The sequence below is a fragment of the Ascidiimonas aurantiaca genome, assembly GCF_037646345.1.
GTDB lineage: Bacteria > Bacteroidota > Bacteroidia > Flavobacteriales > Flavobacteriaceae > Ascidiimonas > Ascidiimonas aurantiaca.
In genome coordinates, this window is record NZ_JBBEWR010000006.1 from 203,293 (window position 1) to 228,632 (window position 25,340).

Sequence of the window (25,340 nt, forward strand, 5' to 3'; positions counted from 1 at the left end):
TTTCTTGTAAATAATTTTATTACATTTGAGGGATTAACATTTTTTTAAGATGATCACTCATATTCAGGGAAGGCTCACCGAAAAAGACCCCACACATGTCGTTATAGATTGTAATGGTGTGGGATATTTACTAAACATCTCATTACATACCTATTCTAAGCTTCCGGATTCGGAAAAAATAAAACTGTACGCACATCTCCTGATTCGGGAAGATGCACACACGCTTTATGGTTTTGCCGAGAAATCTGAGAGAAACATTTTTCTTCTGTTGATATCGGTTTCCGGCATTGGAGCCAGTACCGCCCGTACCATGCTTTCTTCAATGACTCCCGTTCAAATACGGGACGCTATTGCCTCCAATGATGTGGCAGCTATTCAGTCTGTAAAAGGTATAGGAGCCAAAACTGCACAACGGCTTATTATTGATCTAAAAGATAAAATACTCAAAGTGTATGATATGGGCGAAGTTTCCCCCGTTCAGGGCAATACAAATAAGGAACAAGCGTTATCTGCATTAGAGGTATTGGGCTTTGTACGAAAACAAGCGGAAAAAGTGGTTGACAAAATTGTACAGCAAGCTCCTGATTTAAGTGTTGAAGAAATTATAAAAAGCGCGCTTAAAAATTTATAGAAAGATTGAAAACAACCATACCAAAAGAATTACTAAACTTAGCCAGGTTTTTACTATTTATCGGATTTGTTTTTTCAGGCGTACAAATACATGCTCAAAATACGGACCCTCAGGTGCAGGACTCCGTTAAAACAGGTGTGTCACTAGGAAAAATCATTCTGAAAAATCCGGAAAGTATCGTATCCAAATATACGTATGATCCGATTCTGGATTTGTATTTCTATAATGAAACGGTAGGCGATTTCAATATAAATTATCCCGTGATCCTTACACCCGAGCAATACAGGAAGCTCATTCAAAAGGAAAATATGCGTGACTACTTCAAGCAGAAAATTGATGCAGTTGCCGGGAAAAAAGAAGGTAGTGAAGAAGCACAGAAAAACCTGCTTCCCAACTTCTATGTTAATTCCAATTTTTTTGAATCTATTTTTGGCGGAAATACCATAGAGGTCATTCCGCAGGGTTCTGTAGCGATGGATCTGGGGATACGGTTCCAGAAAAACGATAATCCGGCACTTTCTCCCAGGAACCGTACCAACCTTACATTTGATTTCGATCAGCGTATCAGCCTCAGTTTACTTGGAAAAGTAGGTACCCGCCTTGCTATCACAGCCAATTATGATACAGAAGCTACTTTTGATTTTCAAAACCTTATAAAACTTGAATATACCCCTACAGAAGATGATATCCTTCAAAAAATAGAGATCGGTAATGTAAACATGCCGCTTAATAGTTCTTTGATTACCGGTGCGCAGAGCCTTTTTGGGGTGAAAACCGAATTGCAATTTGGAAGAACCCGTATTACGGGAGTTTTTTCAGAACAGCGTTCGCAAAGTCGTTCTATCGTAGCACAGGGAGGAGGTACGCTTACCGATTTTGAGATACTGGCACTTGATTACGATGAAGATCGCCACTTTTTCCTCTCTCAATTTTTTAGGGATCAGTACGATATAGCATTAGAATCCTATCCCTTTATAAGGAGCCAGGTGCAAATTACCCGTATTGAAATATGGGTTACCAACAGAGGACAGCGCACAGACAATGTACGTAATATTGTCGCTATACAGGATATTGGTGAATTTGTTGAGTCTCAAACACGACTGGGACTCAATAATCAGGATCCTCCGGGTTTTTTTAATGTGAATTCCGGCCAGCCCAATGAACTCCCCCGTAACAATGCCAATGATTTTAATCCGTTTGCCATAGGTACAGCCAATTCGGTACTTACAGAAGCCATTCGTGAAATAGCAACCGTAAGAAGTGGCTTTGGTTCGTTGAGTTCAGCTGTCAACGAAGGCTTTGATTATGCTATACTTGAAAATGCCAGGAAACTGGAAGAGGGAAGAGATTTTAGTTTAAATACTCAGCTAGGGTACATTTCTTTAAATCAGAGGCTTAGTAATGATGAAGTGCTTGCCGTTGCTTTTCAGTACACCTTTGCCGGTGAAGTCTATCAGGTAGGAGAATTTGCGGCAGACGGTATTGGGGCTACCGGTTTTGATCCCAATAATAACGATCTTGTTAACAATACACTGGTACTTAAACTTCTAAAAAGTAACATCACCAATGTGTCAGATCCTATATGGGACCTAATGATGAAAAATATCTATTCTACAGGTGCTTTTCAGTTGAGCCCTGAAGATTTTAGATTAAATATACTCTATACCGATCCTTCGCCTTTAAATTACCTCTCTCCGGTAGATGAAGCTACCTTTCCGGAGGGGCTGGATGAGCGTATATTGCTGGATGTCCTTAATTTTGACCGACTTAATATTTATAACGACCCCCAGAGCGGGGGAGATGGTTTTTTTGATTTTATACCCGGGATAACAGTAGATCCCCAATCCGGTAATATCATTTTTACCAAAGTAGAACCATTTGGTGAGTTTTTACACGGGGTTTTAGGAGGCGGAGATTATGAAAACCCTTCTTCATATAACCCCAACCAGGAGCAGTACGTTTTCCGAAACATGTATGAATTAACCAAAGCAGCAGCTCTCGAAGATAGTGACCAGGATAAATTTCAATTAAAAGGACGCTATAAATCTCAAGGCTCCAGCGGTATTCCCATTGGAGCATTTAACGTTCCCCGGGGTTCTGTTCGGGTTACTGCCGGCGGAAGGCTGCTTCAGGAGGGTATAGACTACACCGTAAACTATCAGGCAGGAACCGTACAAATACTCGATGATGGTTTAAGAGCTTCCAATGTACCCATTGAAGTTTCCGTAGAGAACAATGCTATCTTTGGACAGCAAACCCGTCGTTTTTCAGGAGTTAATATTGAACATCAGTTTACAGACAACTTTGTCCTGGGAGCGACACTTCTCAACTTAAATGAGAGGCCTCTTACCCAAAAGGCCAATTTTGGCGTTGAACCGGTTAACAATACCATCTTTGGTTTCAATGGTAACTTTTCAACCGAAGTACCTTTCTTAACCCGACTGGCAAATAAGTTACCAAATATTGATACCGATGTGCCTTCTAACCTCTCCGTACGAGGGGAGATCGCCTACCTTTTACCCGGATCTCCCAAAAATGCAGATTTTGAAGGGGAAACTACAGCATACCTTGATGATTTTGAAGGGGCACAGTCTCTTATTGATGTACGTGGCCCCCTGGCATGGACACTGGCGAGTCCGCCCCTTGAATTTTTAAATAACGGCCAGCCCTTCGGGCAATCGCCTGATGACCCTGATAACCTCTTAAACGGTCATGGCAGGGCCAAGCTTTCATGGTACACCATTGATCCTATTTTTTATACAAATCTGAGACCCAGCGGCGTTTCAGATGATGATATTTCACTAAACCAGACCCGTAGGGTTTTTATTGATGAGATATTCCCTCAGGTAGATGTGCCTCAGGGGCAGACCACCGTTCAGAATACCCTGGACCTTGCCTATTATCCCGATATCAAAGGGCCTTACAACAACAACCCACAGGATCTTTCCGGGCTTTCTGCTAATGAAAAATGGGGAGGGATCATGCGGGCCATTAGCAGTACCAACTTTGAGCAGGCCAATGTAGAGTTTATCCAGTTTTGGGTGCTTGACCCTTATGTAGATGGAGTAACCGGTAATGGCGGCGAACTGGTTTTTAACCTGGGTAATATTTCAGAAGATATTTTAACAGACGGAAGAAAGCAGTATGAAAACGGATTGCCCGTAGGTGCAGATAACAATTCCAATCTTACCTCTACCACCTCCTGGGGAGAAGTGCCTTCTACCCAGTCTCTTGTATATGCATTTGATGCCAACCCCGATAATAGAACATTACAGGATATTGGATTTGATGGTCTGGACGATCAGGGAGAAGCCTCCATATACGTTAACAACCCCGGGAATGACCCCGCACTTGACAATTACCAGTATTACCTGGATGCTACCGGAGGGATTCTGGAAAGGTATTTTAATTTCAATAACCCCGACGGAAACTCGCCCGTAACAGTAACCAATACAGACCGTGGTTCTACCACACTCCCGGATGTGGAGGATGTGGACAGAGACCTTACTCTGAACACCGTAAACAGTTATTTTGAATACCGCATCCCAATACGACCCAATATTCAGCGAACCGACCAGTATGTTACCGATATACGTGAACTTGAACGGCCCGTGCCAAACAATGGTAGTGTAACCGCCCGCTGGATACAGTTTAAAATACCTATCAGAGAGTTTACTAATGCCATTGGCGGTATTACCGATATCAGATCCATCAGCTTCATGAGAATGTATCTTACCGGATTTCAGGAAGAAGTTGTTTTGCGTTTCGGTACACTCGATCTTGTTCGTGGAGATTACCGTTTTTATACCCGTTCCTTACAGGAAGACCAGGATGATCCTTCAGACGATGGTACTTTTGCAGATATCAGTACCGTTAATATACAAGAAAATGAGCAAAGGCAACCCATACCCTATAGACTGCCCCCCGGTGTACAAAGAGAACAGCTCAATAACAATAACACCATTATACGGCAAAACGAACAATCTATTGCCTATACCGTTTGTGATCTGCAGCCACGTGATGCCAGAGCAGCTTTTAAAAATATAAATGTAGATCTACGTCAGTACAAGCGTTTACAAATGTTCCTGCATGCCGAAGCTTTTCAGGAAAATACCATTTTTGATAATGATCTTGTCGGGTTTATTCGTATAGGTACCGATTTTAATGATAATTACTATCAGGTTGAGGTGCCTTTACAGGTAACACGGCCCGGGGCATCTACAGCAGAAGAAGTATGGCCGGAACTCAACAATATGGATATCCCGCTTTCCTTATTATCCCGTATGAAAGCCGTAGGTATTGCCAATGGAACACTTAACCAAACCGTTTACTACGATGAAGAATTAAATGTAGTAAATGAGTTTGACCCCAGAGAAGCCGGAAGGTTACGATTAGGTCTGCGTGGTAACCCTTCACTGGGGAACATACGGGCACTAATGATAGGTGTTAAAAATACCACCACCAATGAGGTTTGTGGAGAAGTATGGTTTAATGAACTGCGTTTATCTGAACTGGACAATAAAGGAGGCTGGGCTGCCATAGCAGCTATTGATGCAAATATGGCAGATTTTGCCAATGTATCTGCTACCGGGCAGATAAGTACCATAGGTTTTGGGGCCATTGAACAATTGCCCAATGAAAGAAGCCGGGAAGAATCCATTCAATATGGGGTAAATACCAATATTAATGTAGGGCAGTTGTTCCCAAAAAAATGGGGACTTCAGATACCAGTTAATTACAGTATTTCCGAGCAATTGGTTACCCCGGAGTTTGATCCCGTATTTCAGGACATCACCCTTGAAGACAGAATAGATGCCGTAGAAACAGAACAAGAAAAAGAAATTACCAGGCGTCAGGCAGAAGATTATACCAAAAGAAGGAGTATTAATTTAATAGGTTTACGCAAAAACAGGTCTGAAGAAGCAGAAGCAAACTTTTTTGACATTGAAAACTTTACATTTAATTATTCCTATAATGAAGTCAATCACAGAGATTTTGAGATTGAAGATCAGCGAGATCAAAATGTTCGGGCAGGCCTCAACTACGTACACGCTTTTAAACCCGCCGAGATCGCCCCGTTTAAAAAAAGTGATTCTCTGTTAACAGGCAGGTACTGGCAATGGCTTAAAGATCTAAATTTAAACTTACTTCCCACCAGTATATCGGTCAATTCCAATATTAACCGTACCTTCAATCAGCAACGTTTTCGGGATGTATTAAGTAACCAGTCTAATCCAAATGACCTGGGGCTGCCTCTTTTACAACAGCGTAACTTTTTGTTCGACTGGCAATACTCTATTAATTACAACCTTACCAAATCATTACAATTTAACTTTGTTGCTGCCAACTTTAATATTGTGCGTAACTATTTTGGAGAAGATGAAGACGGAAACGTAATTATACGTGAAGATGTGGGAGTGTATGATGACTTTTTTAATACAGGAGAGGCGAACAGGCATACGCAGCAGCTTCAGGTGAATTACGAATTACCACTCAATAAAATACCAACCTTTAGTTTTATTAATGCTACCTATTCCTATACCGGCAACTTTGACTGGCAAAGAGGAGGAGAGGCATTGAACGAAATTGCGGGAGAAGATCTCAACACCATTCAGAATGCCAACACGCATACCATTAATGCGGCATTGGGTATGGATAAACTGTATGAATACCTGGGACTAACCAAAATAACCGCTGCCGATCTCAGAAAAGGAGGTAGAGGTGGTATTCAGAGGCGCCCGCCAATACCAGGTCAGGAAAACGAAGAGGAAGAAATAAAGAAAACATCCAAATTCCACAATACCCTGGTAGATATTTTAACCCCGATAAAACGAATAAACCTGAGTTATACCGAAAACAACGGTAAAGTGTTACCCGGATATACAGAATCCATTGGTTTTATAGGTACCCTGCGTCCTTCATTTGGCTTTGTGTTTGGAAGTCAGGCAGATGTGCGGTTTGAAGCTGCCAGAAGAGGCTGGCTTACCACCTTCCCGGAATTTAACCAACAGTATCTCGAAAGAACCAATCGTATCCTTAACATCACTGCAAATGCACTGCCCATTCAGGACCTGACCATAGACCTTGTGGCAGACCGCCAATTCTCTGAGAGTTATGCAGAGAACTTTCGAATTAATGAAAATAACGGTGCTTTTGATTATGAGGTGTTAGTGGGTAACCGTTTTGGAGACTTTTCAATCTCAACCGTACTCTTGTCAACAGCATTTGCACAAAGCGATGAAATGTCTTCCGAAACATTTGAAGAATTTAGGGCCAATCGTTTACGTATAGCCAACCGGTTAGCAGTACAAAACGGGATCGATATTAATGACCCCAATCAACTGGATGCAGACGGTTTCCCAAGAGGTTATGGAAAAAATAATCAGGCGGTACTCCTTCCTGCATTTCTTGCGGCTTATACCGGCACAGATCCCGATAAAATAAATACAGGTGCCTTTAGAGACGTCCCCATTCCTAACTGGACCATTAAATACACCGGTTTTATGAGACTCAAATGGTTTAAGAAAAATTTCCGCCGCTTTTCACTAACACATGGGTACCGTTCCAGTTACAGTCTTAACTCATTTAGAACCAATCTTGAATTTGATCCCACACTGCCGCCCAATTCCCAGATAGATCAGGCAGGTAATTTTCTTAATGAAACCGTGTTTACCAATGCCACACTTGTAGAGCAGTTTAACCCGTTGATGCGGGTAGATTTTGAGATGAAAAATTCGCTGAGTGTTCAGGCAGAAGTAAAGAGAGATCGTGCGCTCTCGCTGAGCTTTGATAATAACCTGCTTACCGAAATAACAGGAAAAGAATATATTATTGGTTTAGGGTATCGTGTAAAAGACCTTCGCTTCCGAACCAATATAGGAGGGAAGCGTACCACCTTAAAAGGAGATCTGAACCTGAAAGCAGATCTGGCATTACGAGATAATATTACCGTTATACGCAACCTTGATATTGAAAATAATCAGGTAACCGCAGGACAAAATATCTGGTCACTTAAATTCACGGCAGATTATGCTTTAAGCAAAAACCTTACCACCCTGTTCTTTTACGACCATACATTCTCAGAGTTTGCTATTTCTACAGCATTTCCGCAAACCACTATCCGGTCTGGTTTTACATTGCGATATAATTTTGGGAATTAATGTGAATATATTTTTTTGCAGGATACCGCGAAAAAAGTACATTTGTTTCACTAAAAAAAATCAATTAGCATAATGAATATACCATCTGATTTGAAGTACACCAAAGACCATGAGTGGGTAAAAGTGGAAGGTGATACCGCCATTGTAGGGATTACCGATTTTGCTCAGGGAGAACTTGGTGATATAGTATATGTAGAAGTAGAAACCGTTGGTGAAACTCTCGATAAAGAAGAGGTTTTTGGTACGGTAGAAGCCGTTAAAACCGTTTCAGACCTTTTTCTTCCCTTAAGCGGTGAGATTACCGATTTTAACGAGTTACTTGAAGAGCAACCGGAAATTGTGAATTCAGATCCTTACGGGGAAGGCTGGATGATTAAAATGACTATTTCAGATACCGGTGAGCTTGACAGCCTTATGAGCAGTGAAGAATACAAATCGCTGGTTGGCGCGTAACAAGAGCATATATTATCTTATAGCCATGGGATGGACTCTCATGGTCACTCTGTTTAGCCTGTCTCCTATGAGCAATTTACCCAATATACGTGTTGGGTTTGAACATGGAGATAAACTGGTGCATGTTTTTTTTTATCTCGGTATGACCATAACCTGGTATTTTAAGTTTACGGAGCCATTTCCCGTTAAATTTTTAATGAAACCCCTACTGGCAGCATGCGCTATTAGTTTTTTTTATGGCATAATTATTGAGGTATTTCAGGATATACTTCCCGTTGATCGAAGTTCAGATTGGCAGGATATTTATGCAAATACCGGTGGAATTATCCTCGCGGTAGCACTGTTAAAAATACTCGAAGGTAAAACCAACTGGTTAAAAAGGAAAAATTAGTTGCGTTTATTATGAATAAATAATTAAATTAGCGACTGTAAAAACAGAAAATTATGGAACTTAAGAAAAACCCAAAAGCAGACCTTACGCGTAACAGCGGGCTTTATTTTGCCATAGGACTGGCTTTTATTCTGGCTTTGACCTGGGGGGCGATGGAGTACCGAAAGTACGATAAGGATGAAGCCTTTAACTATACGATGAATGTTGATGATGATCTCGATGAAGAAGTGCCTATTACAGAACAGTTAAATACACCACCTCCGCCACCCCCGCCGGCAGCACCAGAAGTGATTGAAGTAGTTGAAGATGAAGAAGAGGTCGAGGAAACCATAATTGAATCTACAGAAACCAGTCAGGAAGAAGTAATCGAAAAAGTAGAAGATATTGAAGAGGCAGAAGAAGATCTTGATGTAGATGTACCTTTTGCAGTAATTGAAGATGTTCCGGTTTTTCCGGGATGTGAAGGGCAACCCAAGTCAAAACTAAGAGAGTGCTTCCAGAGAAAAATGATGGAGCATATCAGAGATAACTTCCGTTATCCTGAAATTGCCCAGGAACTGGGAATTCAGGGTAGAGTAAGTGTTTTATTTACCATTGATAAGGATGGAAGTATCACCAATATAAGAATGCGAGGCCCGGATAAAAACCTGGAGGCAGAAGCTATGCGCATTATCAAAAAATTACCAAGAATGACTCCCGGAAAGCAACGAGGTCGTCCGGTTAGGGTTCCCTTTAGTATTCCTATTACATTTAAACTGCAATAAGTACAGGTAAAATATATGTAGAAACCCGAACGTGAGTTCGGGTTTCTTTTTTTGGTATGCTTCTTGTGCGGGTGTAAGTATAACATAAAACAATATGATTATGAAAAGTCACACCCAAAAGCCGGGGCAACTTCACACCAATAAAATGCCCGGCAAAAGAAAAACCAAACAGGAGGTAAACCTGAGAAAAAACGGATGGTTGCATTTTCAAATAGGTCTTATTCTAAGTCTGCTTATAACCTATTTTACACTGGAAGCTGTTTTTCCCATTCTGGAAGTACCACCTATGGAGCAGGCGAAACAGGACAAGGATCTAACAGAGCCTGCTTTTCAATTTACTCCTGAGCCTCCAAAAATAGCGGTGCCTGATCCCTTACCGGAACCCGCGCCAAAAAAAGCACAACGAATAGGAGAGATTATAAAAGTAATTGAGAACAGCAATTTGACGGTTAAACCTAGCGAGAACATAACAGCTAATACTCCTGCCGCCAACCCCTATCTGGATCTTAATGAAATAGAGTATGCAGAACCAGATGATACACCGAAAAACATTTTAGCAGTAGAATCTGTTCCTTTGTTTCCGGGCTGCGACCGTTTAGGAATCCGGCAGGAAAAAATAGATTGTTTTTCAAAAAGTATCAATAAGATCGTGGTAAAACATTTTAATGGTTCTTTGGGAGATACCTGGGGGTTAAGCGGGAAACAGGTAATACATATAGTTTTTAAGATCGATAAAAACGGAAAGGTACATGATATCCGGGCTAAAGCGCCCCATCCCGCTTTAGAAAAAGAAGCCATACGGGTTATGCGTCTTATCCCTCAATTAGAACCCGGGAAACAGAATAATACACCGGTCGAAGTTTTGTTTGCAAAGTCTATCGTATTTCAGGTACAGTAAAAAATTCCCGCGAAAGCGGGAATTTTTCTTTTAAATTTACGTTTACATACCAGGTGAAAAACACTATCTTGCCAAATCTTACCGTATGTAAACCTTAAATACTTGTATGAGAAAGGTTATATGTCTTCTTATCTGTTTTCAGTGGCTTGGATTACAGGCTCAAACCTCAGAGACTTCGTATTACCAATACCCGGTTTTTCCGGAATGTGAAGAAGGGCAGGAACAGGATCATAAGTCCTGTTTTGATAAAGCCTTTCGTAACCGGATACGACAGAATTTCAAAATTCCTGCAGAACTTATCAATACCGGATACAGCGAACAGATCTCCCTGCTGTTCAGTGTTACCCAGGAGGGTGAATTTGAGCTTTTGCATGTCGATGCCGTTCAGACTTCTGTTAAGCAGGAAACAGAACGTGTCTTTTTACTATTGCCCGTTATTAAGCCTCCAGCCTACAGCGGAAGACCGGTTTCTATGCAGTTCTCCTATGTTTTTCAGGTTCCATTTTCAGAAGAAACCGCCGCAGGCCTGGATAAAAAACCCGAAAAACCCCATTTTATAAAAAAAGCTTCTAATGAACTGGAAGAACTGGAGCGCATAAAATACCAGGAAAATGAGTTTAAAAGCTCCCTTAATATACCTTTTTCACACCAGTCATATGCCGTTTTTGATGAAGCGCTTAACCAGGTAGGAAGTAATAACCATACCGCATCAAAACCCTTTTTGTACACTGATATAACAAAATACTATGATCTGGAATCAAGAAACCAGTCGTTGTCCAAAAATAAAAAAGGCTGGTGGGGCAGGAAATGGTGGGATGAGCGTATGGTAAGAGTAGCAGGTACAGATTACTGGTTTACCATAGACCCCGTGGCCGACCTTCAACTGGGAACAGATAACAGTGATGAAGTAGATTATACGTATAATAATACACGAGGAGTATATATTCAGGGCGGATTGGGCAAAAATCTTAATTTTTCAGCTTCCATTTTTGAAAGTCAAGGGCGGTTTGCCGATTATTTTAATGATTTTGCAAGAAGTATAAGGCCCTCGGGAGGAAACCCTGCTATTATTCCGGGCAGAGGTATCGCTAAAGAATTTAATAATGACGCTTTTGATTACCCGGTAGCAGAAGGCTATATTTCATATACACCCGGTAAATTCTTTAATATTCAGTTTGGTCACGGGCGTAATTTTATTGGTGACGGGTACCGTTCTCTTTTATTGAGTGATGTGGCTAGCCCGTATCCCTTTCTTAAAATAAACACATCATTCTGGAAAATTAAATATACCAATATGTGGATGTCTCTTCGAGACGTGCGCCCTGAAGCAACAGAAGACGGAGCATTTCTTACCAAATACGTAGCAATGCATTATTTGAGCTGGAACGTTTCAAAGCGTCTTAACCTGGGCTTTTTTGAATCGGTTATCTGGGACACCCGTAATGACCGGGGGTTAGATGTTAATTATCTCAATCCCGTTATTTTTTACAGGTTTATTGAGTTCTCTACCGGGTCCCGGGCCGGAAATGCCCTGGTCGGTTTAAATGCCAAGTACAAATGGAATGATCGCTTAAATTTTTATGGGCAACTCATATTAGATGAACTTTCGGTAGATGATATTTTTGGAGGTGACCAAAGCTGGAAAAATAAATACGGGTTTCAAATGGGAGTTAAGTATTACAACGCGTTTGCGCTTAAGGACCTCACGTTACAGTTAGAATATAACCAGGTGCGACCCTATACCTATTCACATAATACCGTAGTGTTAAACTATGCACATAATAACCAGCCTTTGGGCCATTTATGGGGTGCAAATTTTAGTGAGTGGGTGGGGATTGCCAACTACAATTATGACCGGTGGTTTGCCACGGCAAGACTGGTGTACGGCGAACGCGGTTTTGATTTCAATACACCCGAAGATACATTTGATTATGGCGGTAACATATTTGGCAATGAAGAAAACCGCCCTTCAGATACAGGTATCACTACAGGGCAGGGGAATCGTGTACGTACGTTTGTAGGTGATTTTCAGGGGGGATATCTTATAAATCCGGCCACCAATCTTAAAGTGTTTTTGAATCTTACATTTCGCAATTTCGACCCGGCTTTTGAAGATACAGGCGCCATCAAGGACAACACAATTTGGTTTAATATAGGATTCCGTACCGATCTTTTTAATTGGTATCATGATTTTTAAATCTGACAGAACAAAAAATCCATACGTTAAAACAAAATGAAAATCATTGCATAAATATCAATTCTATCCTATCTTTGCACACCACTTAGAAAAAATTGATGAAAACTGCATTTGGAACACTTGTAAAAACCCATTCTTTGTCATCGATCATTGAAGATTTTAAGCAGATAACCAAAGCAGGTTTGGCGATGAGTGTTGTGTTTTCATCTGTGGCCGGCTACCTGTTGGGTGCCACAAATATTGACTTCACAGTGCTGGCACTTCTGGCCGCCGGAGGATATTTTATGGTAGGGGCCTCTAATGCCTTTAATCAGATTATAGAGAAAGATCTTGATGCGTTGATGAAACGCACCAGAAACAGGCCCATACCTTCGGGTCGTATGTCTGTAAATACCGCTTTTTTTATTGCAGTTTCATTTACCATTGCCGGGATTGCGACCCTGTATGTTGTAAATCCTAAAACGGCTATGTTCGGGGCTATATCTATTTTTTTATATACCAGTGTATATACCCCTTTAAAAACAAAAACACCTTTATCCGTTTTTGTAGGTGCTTTTCCGGGAGCTATTCCCTTTATGTTGGGCTGGGTAGCAGCTACCAATGAATTTGGTATTGAACCGGGAACCCTTTTCATGATTCAGTTCTTCTGGCAATTTCCTCACTTTTGGGCCATAGGATGGGTGCTTTATGACGATTACAAAAAAGGAGGTTTTAATATGCTTCCTACCGGTAAAAAAGACAAAGCAACCGCTTTACAGATAATCATGTACACCATCTGGATGATCATCATTTCAGTATTTCCTGTTACCGGCTTAACAGGAAAGCTCACACTCTCTGTTCCTGGAGCAGTTATCGTTTTTTTGTTAGGAATAGGAATGTTGATTTTTGCATTTAAACTGTATCATAAAAAAGACAATAAATCTGCCAGAAACCTTATGCTAGCCAGTGTTAGCTACATAACACTTATGCAAATTGTATATGTGGCCGATAAATTTATAAGTTAAATAGTGGAATTAATGCAGCAGTCAGCAGAAGAAAGGAATGCAAGGGCAAAAAAAATGATGCTCTGGTTTGGCATGGGCAGTATGACGATGACATTTGCCGGGCTTACCAGTGCTTATGTAGTAAGTAAATCAAGGCCAGACTGGCTTAGCGATTTTCAAATTCCGCAGGCATTTTTCATTAGTACGGCAGTAATTATCTTGAGTAGTGTCACCATGCAAATGGCAAAAAACTACATAAAAAAAGAAAATCATGGCCCGGGAGGCATCTTTTTGTTGTTTACCTTACTTTTAGGGCTTACTTTTGTCTCCTTTCAGTTTCTGGGATATGCACAAATCGTAGAAAGCGGGTATTATTTTACAGGAGCACAGAGTAGTATTACTACTTCCTTTCTGTATGCCATTACCGTGACACATATTTTACACGTAATTTCAGGTATTATAGTTCTGGTAGTGGTAACGATAAATCACTTTAGAAAAAAATATGAAAACGGAAAAACTTTAGGTCTTGAATTAGGGGCTGCTTTCTGGCACTTTCTAGACTTTTTATGGGTGTATCTCATTTTGTTTTTCTATTTCTTAAGATAAGTAAAAAAGCGTAAATTTGACAAACTTTTAAAACAGACTACTTTTTATGGACGCTACTGTGACGAATACAGAAGATCAAGGTAAAGTTTGGGGAGGAGGGAACAGACCTCTTAATGCCAGTTATGGCAAAATGATGATGTGGTTCTTTATCGTTTCCGATGCCTTGACATTTACCGGTTTTTTGGTTTCTTACGGATTTTCAAGATTTAAATTCATAGATTCCTGGCCTATAGCCGATGAGGTGTTTACACACTTTCCTTTCTTACATGGAAAGCCTTACCCTATGCTTTATGTGGCCTTAATGACCTTTATCCTTATCATGTCTTCCGTTACCATGGTACTGGCAGTAGATGCCGGACATAAAATGCAGAAGAACAAAGTAGTCTGGTACATGTTCCTCACCATTATAGGTGGATTGATGTTTGTAGGCTCTCAGGCATGGGAGTGGGCCACCTTTATTAAAGGTGATTACGGAGCTGTTGAGACCAAAGGCGGTAGAATTCTACAGTTTGTAAATGCAGAAACAGGAAAACAGATAGCCCTTTCCGATTTTGTAACCTCAAGTTCCCAAAGAGAACAATTACAGAGAAATGATGGTGTTTGGTTTGGACAGGAATCCTCACTTTCAACATATACAGTGACAGATGTAGTAAATGCTTTTAAAGCAGATAACGGCATACTGGTACGTACCCAGAAACTGGATGAAAACGGACACAAAACCATTTTATCACGCGAAGAATCTCTTAAGCAAATGCAAAATGCAGTAATCGTCGTAGAAGGTGCCAACTTGATACGAAATGAATACGGGAACAGGCTTTTTGCAGATTTCTTTTTCTTTATTACCGGTTTTCACGGCTTCCACGTTTTTTCAGGAGTAGTAATTAACGTTATTATTTTCTTCAACGTATTACTGGGTACTTACGAGCGCAGAGGACATTATGAAATGGTAGAAAAAGTTGGGTTGTACTGGCACTTTGTAGACCTTGTTTGGGTATTTGTATTTACATTCTTCTATCTGGTTTAAAATAAAATTCAAATGGCACACGATACACATAAATTAGCAATATTCAGAGGATACTTGAAGTTTAAGTCTAATGAACAAAAAATATGGGGGGTACTTATATTACTTTCCATTGTTACTGCAGTAGAAGTAATACTTGGTATATATAAGCCTGAGGTGTTTATGGGAAAAGTACTTGGTATGAAAATACTTAACTGGATATTCATTATCCTGACCATTGTAAAGGCTTATTATATTGCCTGGGATTTTATGCACTTAAGAGATGAAAAGCCAACTTTCACCTGGACTATAGTTTTACCTTTGTTGATCCTTATTCCTTACCTGGCATTTATTTTACTGGTAGAAGGAAGTTATATTCACGATACCATGATGGAAGGATTTGTAAGCTGGAATTTTTAATAGTTTAACAGCATATTAAAAGACGGGTTTCCCGTCTTTTTTTATTTTTGCATGTATGTTTAAAAAGTAAAATGAAGAAGTTTTTTGTATTAGGTCTGCTTTTTATACTTCCTATTGTAGCATATCTTTTTTTTGCATCAGGAGTAAATAATTTTGTAAGGTTACCAGTGCTTACTTCCAAAATAGGCACTTTAACAGAGATGTCCTCTTTAACAGGAGATAAAATCAACCTTCAGAACAAAATTACTATTCTCGGGTTTTTAGGGAATGATATTGCTCACAAGAAAGGGAATGCATTTAATCTCAATCAAAAAATATACAAGCGCTTCTATGAATTCAATGATTTTCAGTTTGTGATGATCGTACCAGATTCAGAAGAAAACAAGAAAAATATTGAGGAGCTTACAGCAGAACTTGGAGAGCTTGCCGATATAAAAAAATGGAATTTTGCACTGGGTAGTGAAACCACAATACGAGAATTTTTTAATTCGCTGCAAACAGACGGGCAACTGGATAGTGACCTGGGAACCGATCTGGTTTATATTATAGATAAAGATCGCAGTCTTCGAGGACGAAAAGACAATGAGGTGTTATATGGTTTTGATGCTACCTCTGTTGCAGAAATTAATAATAAAATGGTAGATGATGTTAAGGTAATACTGGCAGAGTATAGATTAGCCTTAAAAAAGAATAATGCATACAGGGAAAAGTAAAATGAAAAACTACTCGTATATTGGAATATCCTTTATTATACTTGTTTTTGGTATTTGGGCAATACCCAAAATCGTCGATAAATTCAAACAGCCAGAACTAGCCGTTATCGGTGAAGTACCAGCTTTTCAGTTTTTAAATCAGGATAGCAAGACCATTACCAATAAAGACTATGAGGACAAGGTGTATGTAGTAGAGTTTTTCTTTACTACATGTCCTACTATTTGTCCTATTATGAACAAGAATATGGTAGTTTTGCAGGATGAGTTCTATGGAAATCCGTCATTTGGAATTGCCTCTTTTACTATAAACCCTGCCTATGATACACCAGAAGTATTAAAGACCTATGCCGAAAGCTATAAAATCAGCAATCCTTCATGGCACCTTCTTACTGGTGACGCAAATCGTATTTATGAACTCGCTAATAAAGGATTTAATTTATACGCGGGTGAGAATCCCGATGTTGAGGGAGGGTTTGAGCATTCAGGTTTTTTTGCCCTCATCGATAAAAAAGGTCGTATAAGAAGCAGGGTAGATGAGCATGGAAACCCCATTATTTATTATGATGGAACTCTGGATAAGGGAATTGATATGCTTAAAAAGGATATTGCCATTTTGCTAAGCGAATAATTATGACAACAAACACGGCTTCAAACGTAGAAAAGAAATATAAGAAATGGATAGTAATACTTTCCATAGCGATCCCATTGGCCGTAGCGGCCCTTTTTGGCATTAAACTTAAAGATTACGGTATTGATGTAGAGCCATTGTCTTTCCTGCCACCAGTTTATGCCAGCATCAATGCATTGACCGCAGTTATACTGGTAGCCGCCGTAATAGCCATAAAGAAGGGAAATCAGAAACTGCATGAGAACCTTATGAAAGTTTGTATTGCACTATCTGTGTCTTTTTTAGTGATGTATGTAGCTTATCACATGACCTCAGACTCTACGCCCTATGGAGGAGAAGGTATTTTAAGGTATGTATATTTCTTTATTCTTATAAGTCATATTATATTGTCCATAGCGATCATTCCACTGGTGTTAATTACCTATGTACGGGCATTAGCCAAACGATTTGACCGACATAAAAAGATAGCCAAAGTAACTTTTCCTATCTGGTTGTACGTGGCAGTGACCGGAGTTATTGTTTATATTATGATCTCACCTTACTATGTGCATTAGAAACCTGTTCAATAACGTATCCTCAAGAATACCTTCTTATGTAAAAAAAGCAGGTGTTCTGTTATTAGTATTATATGTTTTTCCTGAAATAGTCGAAGCACAATGTGCTATGTGCAGAGCAGTACTGGAGAGTGGCGAGGATCAGGAAGTGGCAGAAGGTATTAACAAGGGTATTATTTACTTAATGGCCATTCCTTATCTCGTAGTAGCTACTATTGGTTATTTTGTTTTTAAAACCATGCGCTCTAAAAGATCGTAGTCTTTTCATCCACAATTTTCTTCCTAAAATTGTAACATATCTCATTTTTGATAATCTATTAAAACAGTATTTGTTTTTGAAAAACTAAAGAATGCTTGACAGCTTTTAAAAGCGTGAGTATGTTTGATCTGGAGAGATGGGGTGAAGTATTCAATACGATCCGTAAAAATAAGTTGCGCACTTTTCTTATGGGCATTTCCGTAGCTTCCGGTATTTTTATTTTATTGATTCTTCTGGGGTTTGGTAAGGGAATGCAAAACGGTATAACACAGGAAATAAGAAAATTTACAATTAAAAAAATCCCTGTTTTAACATTTTCTTAGCGTTTTGTTTGTAACAAATTTTCCTTTTTGCAGTCTTATTGACAATTGAGTTTGTTAAGTTTAAGCAATTATTATATTTCGAAAAGTGTGAAGCGTTTCTAGACGCTTTACTATTGTAGTAAAAAAACCAACCATGATAGAAATTAAGAATTTGCATAAGTCTTACCGTATGGGAAGCAATTCCCTGCATGTTTTAAAAGGAATAGATTTTTCGGTTAAAGAGGGAGAGCTGGTAGCGATAATGGGGTCTTCCGGATCGGGTAAATCTACACTTCTTAACATTCTTGGGATGTTGGACGAAGCCGATTCTGGCGAATATACACTGGACAATGTACCCATTAAGAACCTTACTGAAACGAAAGCGGCACAGTACAGAAATAAGTTTTTGGGTTTTATTTTTCAGTCTTTTAATCTCATAAACTACAAATCGGCATGGGAGAACGTAGCTCTCCCGTTGTATTACCAGCGCGTAGGCCGTAAAGAACGCCAACGTAAAGCCATAGACTATCTGGAGCGCGTGGGTCTAAAAGAATGGGCAGACCATTTACCCAGTGAATTGTCCGGAGGTCAAAAACAAAGGGTGGCTATAGCCAGAGCCATGGCAGCCGAACCTAAAGTGTTACTGGCAGATGAGCCTACCGGAGCCCTTGATAGTAAAACTTCATATGAAGTAATGTCACTTATTCAGGAAATAAACGACCAGGGTAATACTATCCTGGTGGTAACACACGAGCACGATATTGCCAAAATGTGCAAACGTATTGTGCACCTTAAAGACGGGGTGATTGAAAAAGATGAAAAAGTAGAACAAGTAAGAGCTTCGCAATATGTTTAGCAGAGATCGCTGGCAGGAGATTTTCCAGACTATACGGAAAAACAAATTGCGAACCTTTCTTTCCGGCTTTACCGTAGCTTTAGGAATTCTCATATTTGTTATTCTTTTTGGATTCGGGAACGGACTCAAAAATCAGTTTGATGAATTTTTTATGGATGATGCTACCAATGTATTCTTTATTTTTCCAGGTCGAACATCCATGCCTTATAAAGGATTTAAGTCCAATCGTAATATAGAGTTTAAGAATGATGATCTGGAAGATATTAAGAATAACTTTCCCATGTTCCTGGAGTACATTACTCCCCGTATTTTTTTCGGCACTCTGGTTAAGTATGGAAATGAGTCCAATAACTATAGTGGTAGAGGAGTAGGGCCCGCGCATCAATTCAATGAAAAAACCATTATGATGAAGGGCCGTTACATTAACCAGGAAGATGTAAAGAACAAAACTAAAAACATCGTAATTGGGCGCCTTATAGAAAAAGATCTTTTTGGTACAAAAAATTCACTGGGAGAGTATATAGATGTGGGAGGAAGTGCCTTCAAGGTTATAGGCGTATTTCAAGATGATGGTGGGGATAATGAAGAGAGACTTATGTATATCCCTTATACTACACGGCAGTTAATGACAAAAAATACTGATAAGATCAACCAGATCGTACTGGCTTTCAGGCCGGAAATCGGATATGCCGGAGCACTTAGTTTTGAAAATAAACTTAACACATTTCTCAAGAAAAAACACAATATCCACCCAGATGATCGTAACGGTTTCTTTATTCGTAATATAGCAGATCAGTTGAGACAAAACCAGCAATTTGCAAGTGTTTTACAGATCATCGTATCATTTGTAGGCTTTGGAACCCTGATAGCCGGTATTATCGGGATAAGTAATATTATGGTGTTTGTGGTAAAAGAACGTACCAAAGAACTGGGAGTGCGTAAAGCACTGGGTGCTACCCCCGCTTCTGTAATTGGTATGATCCTGCAAGAGTCCATTTTTATCACCAGTATTGCGGGGTACATAGGTTTATTTGCAGGTATCCTTATTCTCAGGTCCCTGGGAGATACACTTAAAGAATACTTTATCAAAGATCCGTATATAGACATGTCAACTGCTATTTCGGCTACTATTATTTTAATAGTTTTTGGGGCTGTAGCAGGGTATTTTCCGGCAAAAAGAGCAGCCAGAATTAAACCTATAGTAGCATTAAGGGATGAATAAAAAGCTTGAACTATGAAATTTATTTTCGATAAAGATACCTGGCAGGAGATATTTGGCTCCATACGTAAAAATAAACTCCGTACTGTTATTACCGTAATAGGAGTTCTTTGGGGAATTTTTATTTACATAGCGTTGTCTGGTGCTGCAAAAGGCCTGGATAATGGTTTTGAACAAGAGTTTGAAAACGTGGCTATGAACAGTATGTTTGCCTGGGCACAATCTACTAGCATTCCTCATGCAGGTTTCAAAACCGGGCGGCAGTTACAACTTAAACTCAGCGATGCTCAGGTATTGCAGGATCGTATTCCTGATATTCAATACATAGCTCCTCGTAACGCAAAAGGTGTTTTTGGAGGCACTGGCTCCAGTGTGGTGAGAGGGCAAAAAACCGGCACATATAATATTTATGGCGACTTCCCGGTATTTACTAAAATTGCAACCAAAAAAATATATGATGGGGGACGCTTCATTAATGATGCCGATATAGAAAACGAAAGAAAGGTATGCGTAATTGGCGAACGAACCCAAGAAGAGCTTTTTGAGAAAGAAGAAGATCCTATTGGCCAGTTTATTCGTATTGATGGCATTTATTTTCAGGTGGTAGGAGTACATAAATATCTCGAAGGCGGAGGTTTTGAAAACGATGATGATGTTTTTATTCCCTTTACCACCTATCGTATGCTTTACAATACCGGAGAAAATGTAGATTGGTTTTCGATCGCAGCCTTTGCTGATGCAGATGTTGTTAAAGTAGAAGAAGAAGTAAAAGCCACACTAAAAAAGATACACAATGTTCATCCTGATGATGAACGTGCTTTTGGTTCTTTCAATCTGGGAGAAATTTTTAACCGAATTATGGGGTTTTCCAAAGGAATGACTTTCTTGTCACTCATTGTAGGGATTGCCACTATACTGGCAGGAGTAGTGGGTATTGGTAATATCCTGCTAATATCGGTCAAAGAGAGAACCAAAGAGCTTGGAGTAAGAAGAGCCTTAGGGGCTACCCCACGGGAAGTGAGAAGTCAGATCATACTGGAATCCGTTTTTTTAACTATGGTAGCAGGTTTTCTGGGAATTGTTTTTGGCGGACTTTTATTAAGCGGAATTGATGCAGCCTTTTCTGATAAAGGAGATTTTCCATATACCAATCCTACCGTTCCCATTCCATTAATTATAGGAGCAATTTTAATTATGATTACCCTCGGAACACTGATAGGGCTTATTCCTGCTCAAAGAGCAGTAAGCATAAAACCCATAGACGCATTAAGAGAAGAATAAACTAACAACCATTAAGAATAAATTTAAAGAGGATGAAAAACGTTTTAAAATATCTATTAATCGCCGTTTTTGTAATACTGGCACTGGTAGCAGCAGCTTACTTCATAAAGTCAAACAGTAAGCCTCCTGTAGTTTTCGAAACCGAAACTCCGTTCAATACTGATATTGAGCAAAAAACCGTAGCCACGGGAAAAGTAATACCCGAAGATGAGGTACAGATTAAACCTCAAATTACAGGTATTATTGATAAGATCTTTGTAAATGAAGGTGCCGAAGTAAAATCAGGTGACCTTATTGCCAAAGTAAAAGTGGTACCCAATGAGCAGTCATTAGTGAGTGCCAGGGGGCGTGTGAGGAATGCAAAAATAGCCCTTGCCAACGCCCGTATTGAGTTTAATCGTAATAAAGAGCTTTTTGAAAAAGGAGTAGTTTCTGATCAGGATTTCCTTAATATCAAACTAACTTTTGAGCAGGCAGAACAGGAACTTGAAAATGCCGAAAACGATTATCAGATCATAAAAGTAGGTTCGGCAGGTGGTTCCGGTATTGCCAATACTGATATACGAGCAACCGTTTCCGGTACGATCCTGGAGATCCCTGTTAAAGAAGGAGATCAGGTAATTCAAAGTAACAATTTTAACGATGGTACTACGATTGCTACGGTAGCCGATCTTGGTAAAATGATCTTTGAAGGAAAAGTAGATGAGGCAGAAGTAGGTAAGTTAACCATAGGCATGCCTTTAAAAATAAGCCTGGGCGCCATTCAGGAAAAAGAATTTGATGCCAAATTACGCTTTGTAGCCCCTAAAGGAAACGAAGAACAGGGAGCGGTACAGTTCAAAATTGAAGGTGATGTGTATTTGAGTGATGAGTTTTTCATTAGAGCCGGGTATAGTGCCAATGCTTCCCTTGTACTTGAAAAGAAAGAAGACGTTATGGCCATAAAAGAGGCGCTGTTGCAATTTGATAAAGAAACCGATAAACCCTATGTAGAAGTATTGGTAGGTGAGCAAAAATTTGAAAGAAGAGATATAGAAGTAGGTATTTCGGATGGTATAAACGTGGAGGTCATATCCGGATTGACGAAAGAAGATAAAATAAAGATCTGGAATAAAACCGAGCCTGTGAAAAAAGAAAAGGACAACGAAAATAACTAATCAAAAAAATATAAAATTGAAAGGAAAGCTTATGAAAGCTAAACTCATAACATGTATTCTTCTTTTGTCCGCCGGTATGGCCCTGGGGCAAACCAAAAAATGGACATTAAAAGAATGTATAGACTATGCTCTGGAAAATAATATTAGCATAAAACAGTTCGAACTTGATCTTGAGAATGCTAAAGTAGATGAAAGTGATGCTTTATGGAACTTCTTACCCAACCTTTCCGGAAATTCCAGTCTGTCATCAAATACGGGTCTTTCGCAAAACCCGACAACCGGTCTGTTAGAAAACAGAACACAAACCGTTATTTCCGCAGGTTTGAGCTCTAATGTTATTTTGTTTGACGGATTACGTAATATTAAGAATTTCACCAGAGCAAGATTAGGTATTCTGGCTAACCAATATCGTCTTGATAATATGAAAGACGATATATCACTTAATGTAGCGAATAATTATTTACAGGTTTTATTCAACAGGGAAAACCTGGCGGTAGCTCAGGCACAGTACGCCGTAACCGAACAGGACCTGAAAAGAACTGTTGAACTGGTAGAATCAGGGGTGGTGCCGCGAGGTGATCTGTTGGAAATAGAGGCTACAGCAGCTACCCAGGAACAACAAATTGTAAATGCTGAAAACGCTTTGCGTCTATCTAAAATTGCGTTAGCGCAATTGCTACTTATTGAAGATTATGAAAATTTTGATGTAGCAGATGAAGATTATATAATTCCGCCGGCTACGATTACAGAGAATAGCCCGCGAACCATTTTTATGAAAGCATTGAGTTTTAGAAACGATATTAAATTATCGCAAACAAATGTGGAGATTGCCAAAAAAGACCTGGAAATTGCCAGGGGGGCAAGGTATCCTACTCTAGCGGGGTTTTTTAACTACAATACGAGATATACAGATCAGTTAAATGCTCCTTTAATAGAACAGTTTTATACTTTTGATGGTATTGGTTATGGTGTACAGCTTAACGTGCCTATATTCAACCGTTTTTCAGCCAGAAATAATGTTAGAAGAAGTAAAATTGCACTAAAGCGTAATGAATTACAGTTTCTTCAGGATAAACTGGATCTTGAAAATACGATCAATCAGGCATGGAACGATACCAGAGGATCTCTCAAGGCATATGAAGCAGCCGATAAGACCCTTACGTCCAGAAAAGAAGCCTTTCAATATGCTAAAGAACGTTTTAACGTAGGGCTTATGAACTCTTTTGATTTTAGCCAGGCACAGGCCCGGCTTGAAAATGCAGAGGCAGAACTCATACGAACCAAATACGATTATATTTTTAGACTCAAAGTACTTGAATTTTATTTCGGAATCCCTCTGGATGATTTCAGGTAGCTTATATTTGCAGTCTTATGGCTGTAATACTTAGTATAGAAACCTCGTCTAAAAATTGTTCGGTTTGTGTATCAGAGAATGAAAACATACTTTCTTTGGTAGAGCACTATGATGATAACTATTCACATGCAGAAAATTTGCATGTATTCATAAAAGAAGCATTGCAACGTGCTTCTTTTTCTTTTCAGGACCTATCTGCCATTGCTGTTAGTAAAGGTCCGGGATCTTATACAGGACTTCGAATAGGTGTTTCGGCAGCCAAAGGCCTTTGCTATGCTCTGGAAAAACCGCTTATTGCCATAAGTACGCTTGAGGCAATGGCACATAAAATAGAGATAGAGAAAGGTTGTATTGTGCCTATGCTTGATGCAAGACGAATGGAGGTTTACGCTGCGGTATTTGATAATACGTATCGTGAGATAAGAGAGATCAAAGCAGAGATCATTAATGAAAACTCCTTTTCAGATCAATTGGCACAGGGTCCTGTACATTTCATAGGTACAGGTGTTTCTAAATGCATAGGGGTAATAAAACACCCGAACGCGGTTTTTTATAAAGATCACCAATTACCCTCTGCCAAAGAAATGGCGAAACTGGCTAATGAGCAGTTCAAAAAAGGCCACTGTGAAGATGTGGCTTATTTTGAGCCATTTTATCTGAAAGACTTTATAGGAAACAAGTCCGCAAAAAAGGGCTAGGCCTCTTTTTGTATTTCTACCTGATGGGGATACGGTATTTCAATATCAGCTTTATCCAGGGCTTCTTTTATTCCTTCAAGAGTACCAAAATAAACATCCCAATAGTCATCAGAAGTCGCCCAGGGTCTTACTGCAAAGTTTATAGAGCTATCGGCAAGCTCCATAAGGTTTACAGAAGGAGCGGGCTCTTTAAGGACTTTTTCATTCTCGGTAAGCACTTGCATAATTACATCCCGGGCATGTTTGATATCCGTGTCATATGCTACTCCTATTACGTGATCTACCCTAAGTGTGCCGTGACTGGTATAATTAATTATGTTCCCGTTGCTAAGTGCGCCATTGGGAATAATAATTTCTTTATTCTCAAAAGAACTGAGTTTGGTAGTGAAAATATCGATTTCTTTCACTACGCCCCGTTCACCCTGTGCCTCGATAATATCCCCCACTTTAAATGGTTTGAATATCATGATCAGAACGCCTCCGGCAAAATTGGAAAGTGATCCCTGTAATGCCAGGCCTACTGCCAACCCTGCTGCGGCAATTACTGCGGCAAATGAGGTGGTCTCTACTCCAAGAGTGCCCAGAACGGCTATCACCAGGAGTACTTTTAAGCCCCATGAGAGTAAATTCATCAAAAAGATCTGCAGGCTCTCATCATAATTTTTTCGCCTCATGAGGGTGCGCATTCCTTTTACTGTTTTTTTAATGATCCATGCCCCTGCGATCCATATAAGGAGGGCACCTATCACCTTCGGGCCAAAAGTCACGATCCAGTCGTAACCCGAGTCAATTAACTTCTGTAAATCCATTTTTGAT

At 39.7% G+C, this 25,340-nt stretch carries 22 protein-coding genes and 1 pseudogene; 22 read left to right on the top strand and 1 reads right to left on the bottom strand.

Translation table 11 applies throughout. The features are described 5' to 3' along the window. Positions 1–49: 49 nt before the first annotated feature. From ruvA to tsaB, 22 genes and pseudogenes are all read left to right on the top strand, one after another. Entirely contained in the window at positions 50–631 is a 582-nt protein-coding gene (gene ruvA / locus WAO84_RS08465; RefSeq protein ID WP_340065090.1) for a Holliday junction branch migration protein RuvA, read from the top strand. A 5-nt stretch (positions 632–636) separates the two neighbouring features. Next, complete coding sequence (gene sov, locus WAO84_RS08470; RefSeq protein ID WP_422614480.1) at positions 637–7,791, top strand: T9SS outer membrane translocon Sov/SprA; 7,155 nt, start codon at positions 637–639, stop codon at positions 7,789–7,791. A 72-nt stretch (positions 7,792–7,863) separates the two neighbouring features. Next, the gene (gcvH, locus tag WAO84_RS08475; protein ID WP_340065092.1) at positions 7,864–8,244 is read left to right on the top strand and encodes a glycine cleavage system protein GcvH; all 381 of its coding nucleotides are present in this window, start codon (positions 7,864–7,866) and stop codon (positions 8,242–8,244) included. Then, the gene (locus tag WAO84_RS08480; protein ID WP_340065093.1) at positions 8,213–8,635 is read left to right on the top strand and encodes a VanZ family protein; all 423 of its coding nucleotides are present in this window, start codon (positions 8,213–8,215) and stop codon (positions 8,633–8,635) included. The genes gcvH and WAO84_RS08480 overlap by 32 nt, the downstream gene beginning before the upstream one ends. Positions 8,636–8,688: 53 nt before the next feature. After that, positions 8,689–9,399 carry an energy transducer TonB gene (locus tag WAO84_RS08485; RefSeq protein WP_340065094.1) on the top strand — a complete coding sequence of 237 codons (711 nt, stop codon included), beginning with the start codon at positions 8,689–8,691 and terminating at the stop codon, positions 9,397–9,399. A gap of 100 nt (positions 9,400–9,499) precedes the next feature. Further along, positions 9,500–10,297: an energy transducer TonB gene (locus WAO84_RS08490; RefSeq protein WP_340065095.1), complete on the top strand. Its 798-nt coding sequence runs from the start codon at positions 9,500–9,502 to the stop codon at positions 10,295–10,297. Between the two features lie 106 nt (positions 10,298–10,403). Next, positions 10,404–12,494: a gliding motility protein RemB gene (locus tag WAO84_RS08495; protein WP_340065097.1), complete on the top strand. Its 2,091-nt coding sequence runs from the start codon at positions 10,404–10,406 to the stop codon at positions 12,492–12,494. A gap of 98 nt (positions 12,495–12,592) precedes the next feature. Next, a complete protein-coding gene (gene cyoE / locus WAO84_RS08500; RefSeq protein ID WP_340065098.1) occupies positions 12,593–13,498 on the top strand; it encodes a heme o synthase in 906 nt (301 codons plus the stop codon). Between the two features lie 12 nt (positions 13,499–13,510). Continuing rightward, positions 13,511–14,083 carry a cytochrome c oxidase subunit 3 gene (locus WAO84_RS08505; protein ID WP_340065100.1) on the top strand — a complete coding sequence of 191 codons (573 nt, stop codon included), beginning with the start codon at positions 13,511–13,513 and terminating at the stop codon, positions 14,081–14,083. Positions 14,084–14,129: 46 nt separating this feature from the next. Then, on the top strand, positions 14,130–15,107 hold the full coding sequence (locus WAO84_RS08510; RefSeq protein WP_340065101.1) for a cytochrome c oxidase subunit 3: 978 nt from the start codon (positions 14,130–14,132) through the stop codon (positions 15,105–15,107). A 12-nt stretch (positions 15,108–15,119) separates the two neighbouring features. Continuing rightward, complete coding sequence (locus WAO84_RS08515; RefSeq protein WP_340065102.1) at positions 15,120–15,503, top strand: cytochrome C oxidase subunit IV family protein; 384 nt, start codon at positions 15,120–15,122, stop codon at positions 15,501–15,503. Positions 15,504–15,574: 71 nt separating this feature from the next. Beyond that, positions 15,575–16,216, top strand: a complete 642-nt coding sequence (locus tag WAO84_RS08520) for a hypothetical protein (protein WP_340065103.1) — start codon at positions 15,575–15,577, stop codon at positions 16,214–16,216. 1 nt (position 16,217) lies between these two features. Beyond that, entirely contained in the window at positions 16,218–16,844 is a 627-nt protein-coding gene (locus WAO84_RS08525; RefSeq protein ID WP_340065105.1) for an SCO family protein, read from the top strand. A 2-nt stretch (positions 16,845–16,846) separates the two neighbouring features. Next, on the top strand, positions 16,847–17,398 hold the full coding sequence (locus tag WAO84_RS08530) for a DUF420 domain-containing protein (protein WP_340065107.1): 552 nt from the start codon (positions 16,847–16,849) through the stop codon (positions 17,396–17,398). Continuing rightward, positions 17,388–17,657: a hypothetical protein gene (locus WAO84_RS08535; RefSeq protein WP_340065109.1), complete on the top strand. Its 270-nt coding sequence runs from the start codon at positions 17,388–17,390 to the stop codon at positions 17,655–17,657. Before WAO84_RS08530 ends, WAO84_RS08535 begins: the two co-directional genes overlap by 11 nt. Before the next feature lie 119 nt (positions 17,658–17,776). Continuing rightward, positions 17,777–17,941 (top strand): annotated as a pseudogene (locus WAO84_RS08540) (ABC transporter permease); the annotation flags it as partial. A 172-nt stretch (positions 17,942–18,113) separates the two neighbouring features. Further along, complete coding sequence (locus WAO84_RS08545; protein ID WP_340065110.1) at positions 18,114–18,815, top strand: ABC transporter ATP-binding protein; 702 nt, start codon at positions 18,114–18,116, stop codon at positions 18,813–18,815. Further along, positions 18,808–20,037, top strand: a complete 1,230-nt coding sequence (locus WAO84_RS08550) for an ABC transporter permease (RefSeq protein WP_340065111.1) — start codon at positions 18,808–18,810, stop codon at positions 20,035–20,037. Before WAO84_RS08545 ends, WAO84_RS08550 begins: the two co-directional genes overlap by 8 nt. Before the next feature lie 12 nt (positions 20,038–20,049). Next, the gene (locus tag WAO84_RS08555; protein ID WP_340065113.1) at positions 20,050–21,315 is read left to right on the top strand and encodes an ABC transporter permease; all 1,266 of its coding nucleotides are present in this window, start codon (positions 20,050–20,052) and stop codon (positions 21,313–21,315) included. 32 nt (positions 21,316–21,347) lie between these two features. Continuing rightward, positions 21,348–22,472, top strand: a complete 1,125-nt coding sequence (locus WAO84_RS08560) for an efflux RND transporter periplasmic adaptor subunit (protein ID WP_340065114.1) — start codon at positions 21,348–21,350, stop codon at positions 22,470–22,472. A 16-nt stretch (positions 22,473–22,488) separates the two neighbouring features. Next, positions 22,489–23,826 carry a TolC family protein gene (locus WAO84_RS08565; RefSeq protein WP_340065116.1) on the top strand — a complete coding sequence of 446 codons (1,338 nt, stop codon included), beginning with the start codon at positions 22,489–22,491 and terminating at the stop codon, positions 23,824–23,826. A gap of 17 nt (positions 23,827–23,843) precedes the next feature. After that, the gene (gene tsaB, locus WAO84_RS08570; RefSeq protein WP_340065118.1) at positions 23,844–24,524 is read left to right on the top strand and encodes a tRNA (adenosine(37)-N6)-threonylcarbamoyltransferase complex dimerization subunit type 1 TsaB; all 681 of its coding nucleotides are present in this window, start codon (positions 23,844–23,846) and stop codon (positions 24,522–24,524) included. Here tsaB and WAO84_RS08575 read toward each other — a convergent pair. Beyond that, positions 24,521–25,333, bottom strand: a complete 813-nt coding sequence (locus tag WAO84_RS08575; protein WP_340065120.1) for a mechanosensitive ion channel family protein — start codon at positions 25,331–25,333, stop codon at positions 24,521–24,523. The genes tsaB and WAO84_RS08575 overlap by 4 nt on opposite strands. Between the last annotated feature and the right edge of the window lie 7 nt (positions 25,334–25,340).

Bases quoted from the DNA above. Each gene is read 5' to 3' on its own strand.
- ruvA (WP_340065090.1), top strand. From the start codon at position 50: ATGATCACTCATATTCAGGGAAGGCTCACCGAAAAAGACCCCACACAT.
- gcvH (WP_340065092.1), top strand. From the start codon at position 7,864: ATGAATATACCATCTGATTTGAAGTACACCAAAGACCATGAGTGGGTA.
- WAO84_RS08485 (WP_340065094.1), top strand. From the start codon at position 8,689: ATGGAACTTAAGAAAAACCCAAAAGCAGACCTTACGCGTAACAGCGGG.
- WAO84_RS08490 (WP_340065095.1), top strand. From the start codon at position 9,500: ATGAAAAGTCACACCCAAAAGCCGGGGCAACTTCACACCAATAAAATG.
- WAO84_RS08495 (WP_340065097.1), top strand. From the start codon at position 10,404: ATGAGAAAGGTTATATGTCTTCTTATCTGTTTTCAGTGGCTTGGATTA.
- cyoE (WP_340065098.1), top strand. From the start codon at position 12,593: ATGAAAACTGCATTTGGAACACTTGTAAAAACCCATTCTTTGTCATCG.
- WAO84_RS08505 (WP_340065100.1), top strand. From the start codon at position 13,511: ATGCAGCAGTCAGCAGAAGAAAGGAATGCAAGGGCAAAAAAAATGATG.
- WAO84_RS08510 (WP_340065101.1), top strand. From the start codon at position 14,130: ATGGACGCTACTGTGACGAATACAGAAGATCAAGGTAAAGTTTGGGGA.
- WAO84_RS08515 (WP_340065102.1), top strand. From the start codon at position 15,120: ATGGCACACGATACACATAAATTAGCAATATTCAGAGGATACTTGAAG.
- WAO84_RS08520 (WP_340065103.1), top strand. From the start codon at position 15,575: ATGAAGAAGTTTTTTGTATTAGGTCTGCTTTTTATACTTCCTATTGTA.
- WAO84_RS08525 (WP_340065105.1), top strand. From the start codon at position 16,218: ATGAAAAACTACTCGTATATTGGAATATCCTTTATTATACTTGTTTTT.
- WAO84_RS08530 (WP_340065107.1), top strand. From the start codon at position 16,847: ATGACAACAAACACGGCTTCAAACGTAGAAAAGAAATATAAGAAATGG.
- WAO84_RS08535 (WP_340065109.1), top strand. From the start codon at position 17,388: ATGTGCATTAGAAACCTGTTCAATAACGTATCCTCAAGAATACCTTCT.
- WAO84_RS08545 (WP_340065110.1), top strand. From the start codon at position 18,114: ATGATAGAAATTAAGAATTTGCATAAGTCTTACCGTATGGGAAGCAAT.
- WAO84_RS08550 (WP_340065111.1), top strand. From the start codon at position 18,808: ATGTTTAGCAGAGATCGCTGGCAGGAGATTTTCCAGACTATACGGAAA.
- WAO84_RS08555 (WP_340065113.1), top strand. From the start codon at position 20,050: ATGAAATTTATTTTCGATAAAGATACCTGGCAGGAGATATTTGGCTCC.
- WAO84_RS08560 (WP_340065114.1), top strand. From the start codon at position 21,348: ATGAAAAACGTTTTAAAATATCTATTAATCGCCGTTTTTGTAATACTG.
- tsaB (WP_340065118.1), top strand. From the start codon at position 23,844: ATGGCTGTAATACTTAGTATAGAAACCTCGTCTAAAAATTGTTCGGTT.
- WAO84_RS08575 (WP_340065120.1), bottom strand. From the start codon at position 25,333: ATGGATTTACAGAAGTTAATTGACTCGGGTTACGACTGGATCGTGACT.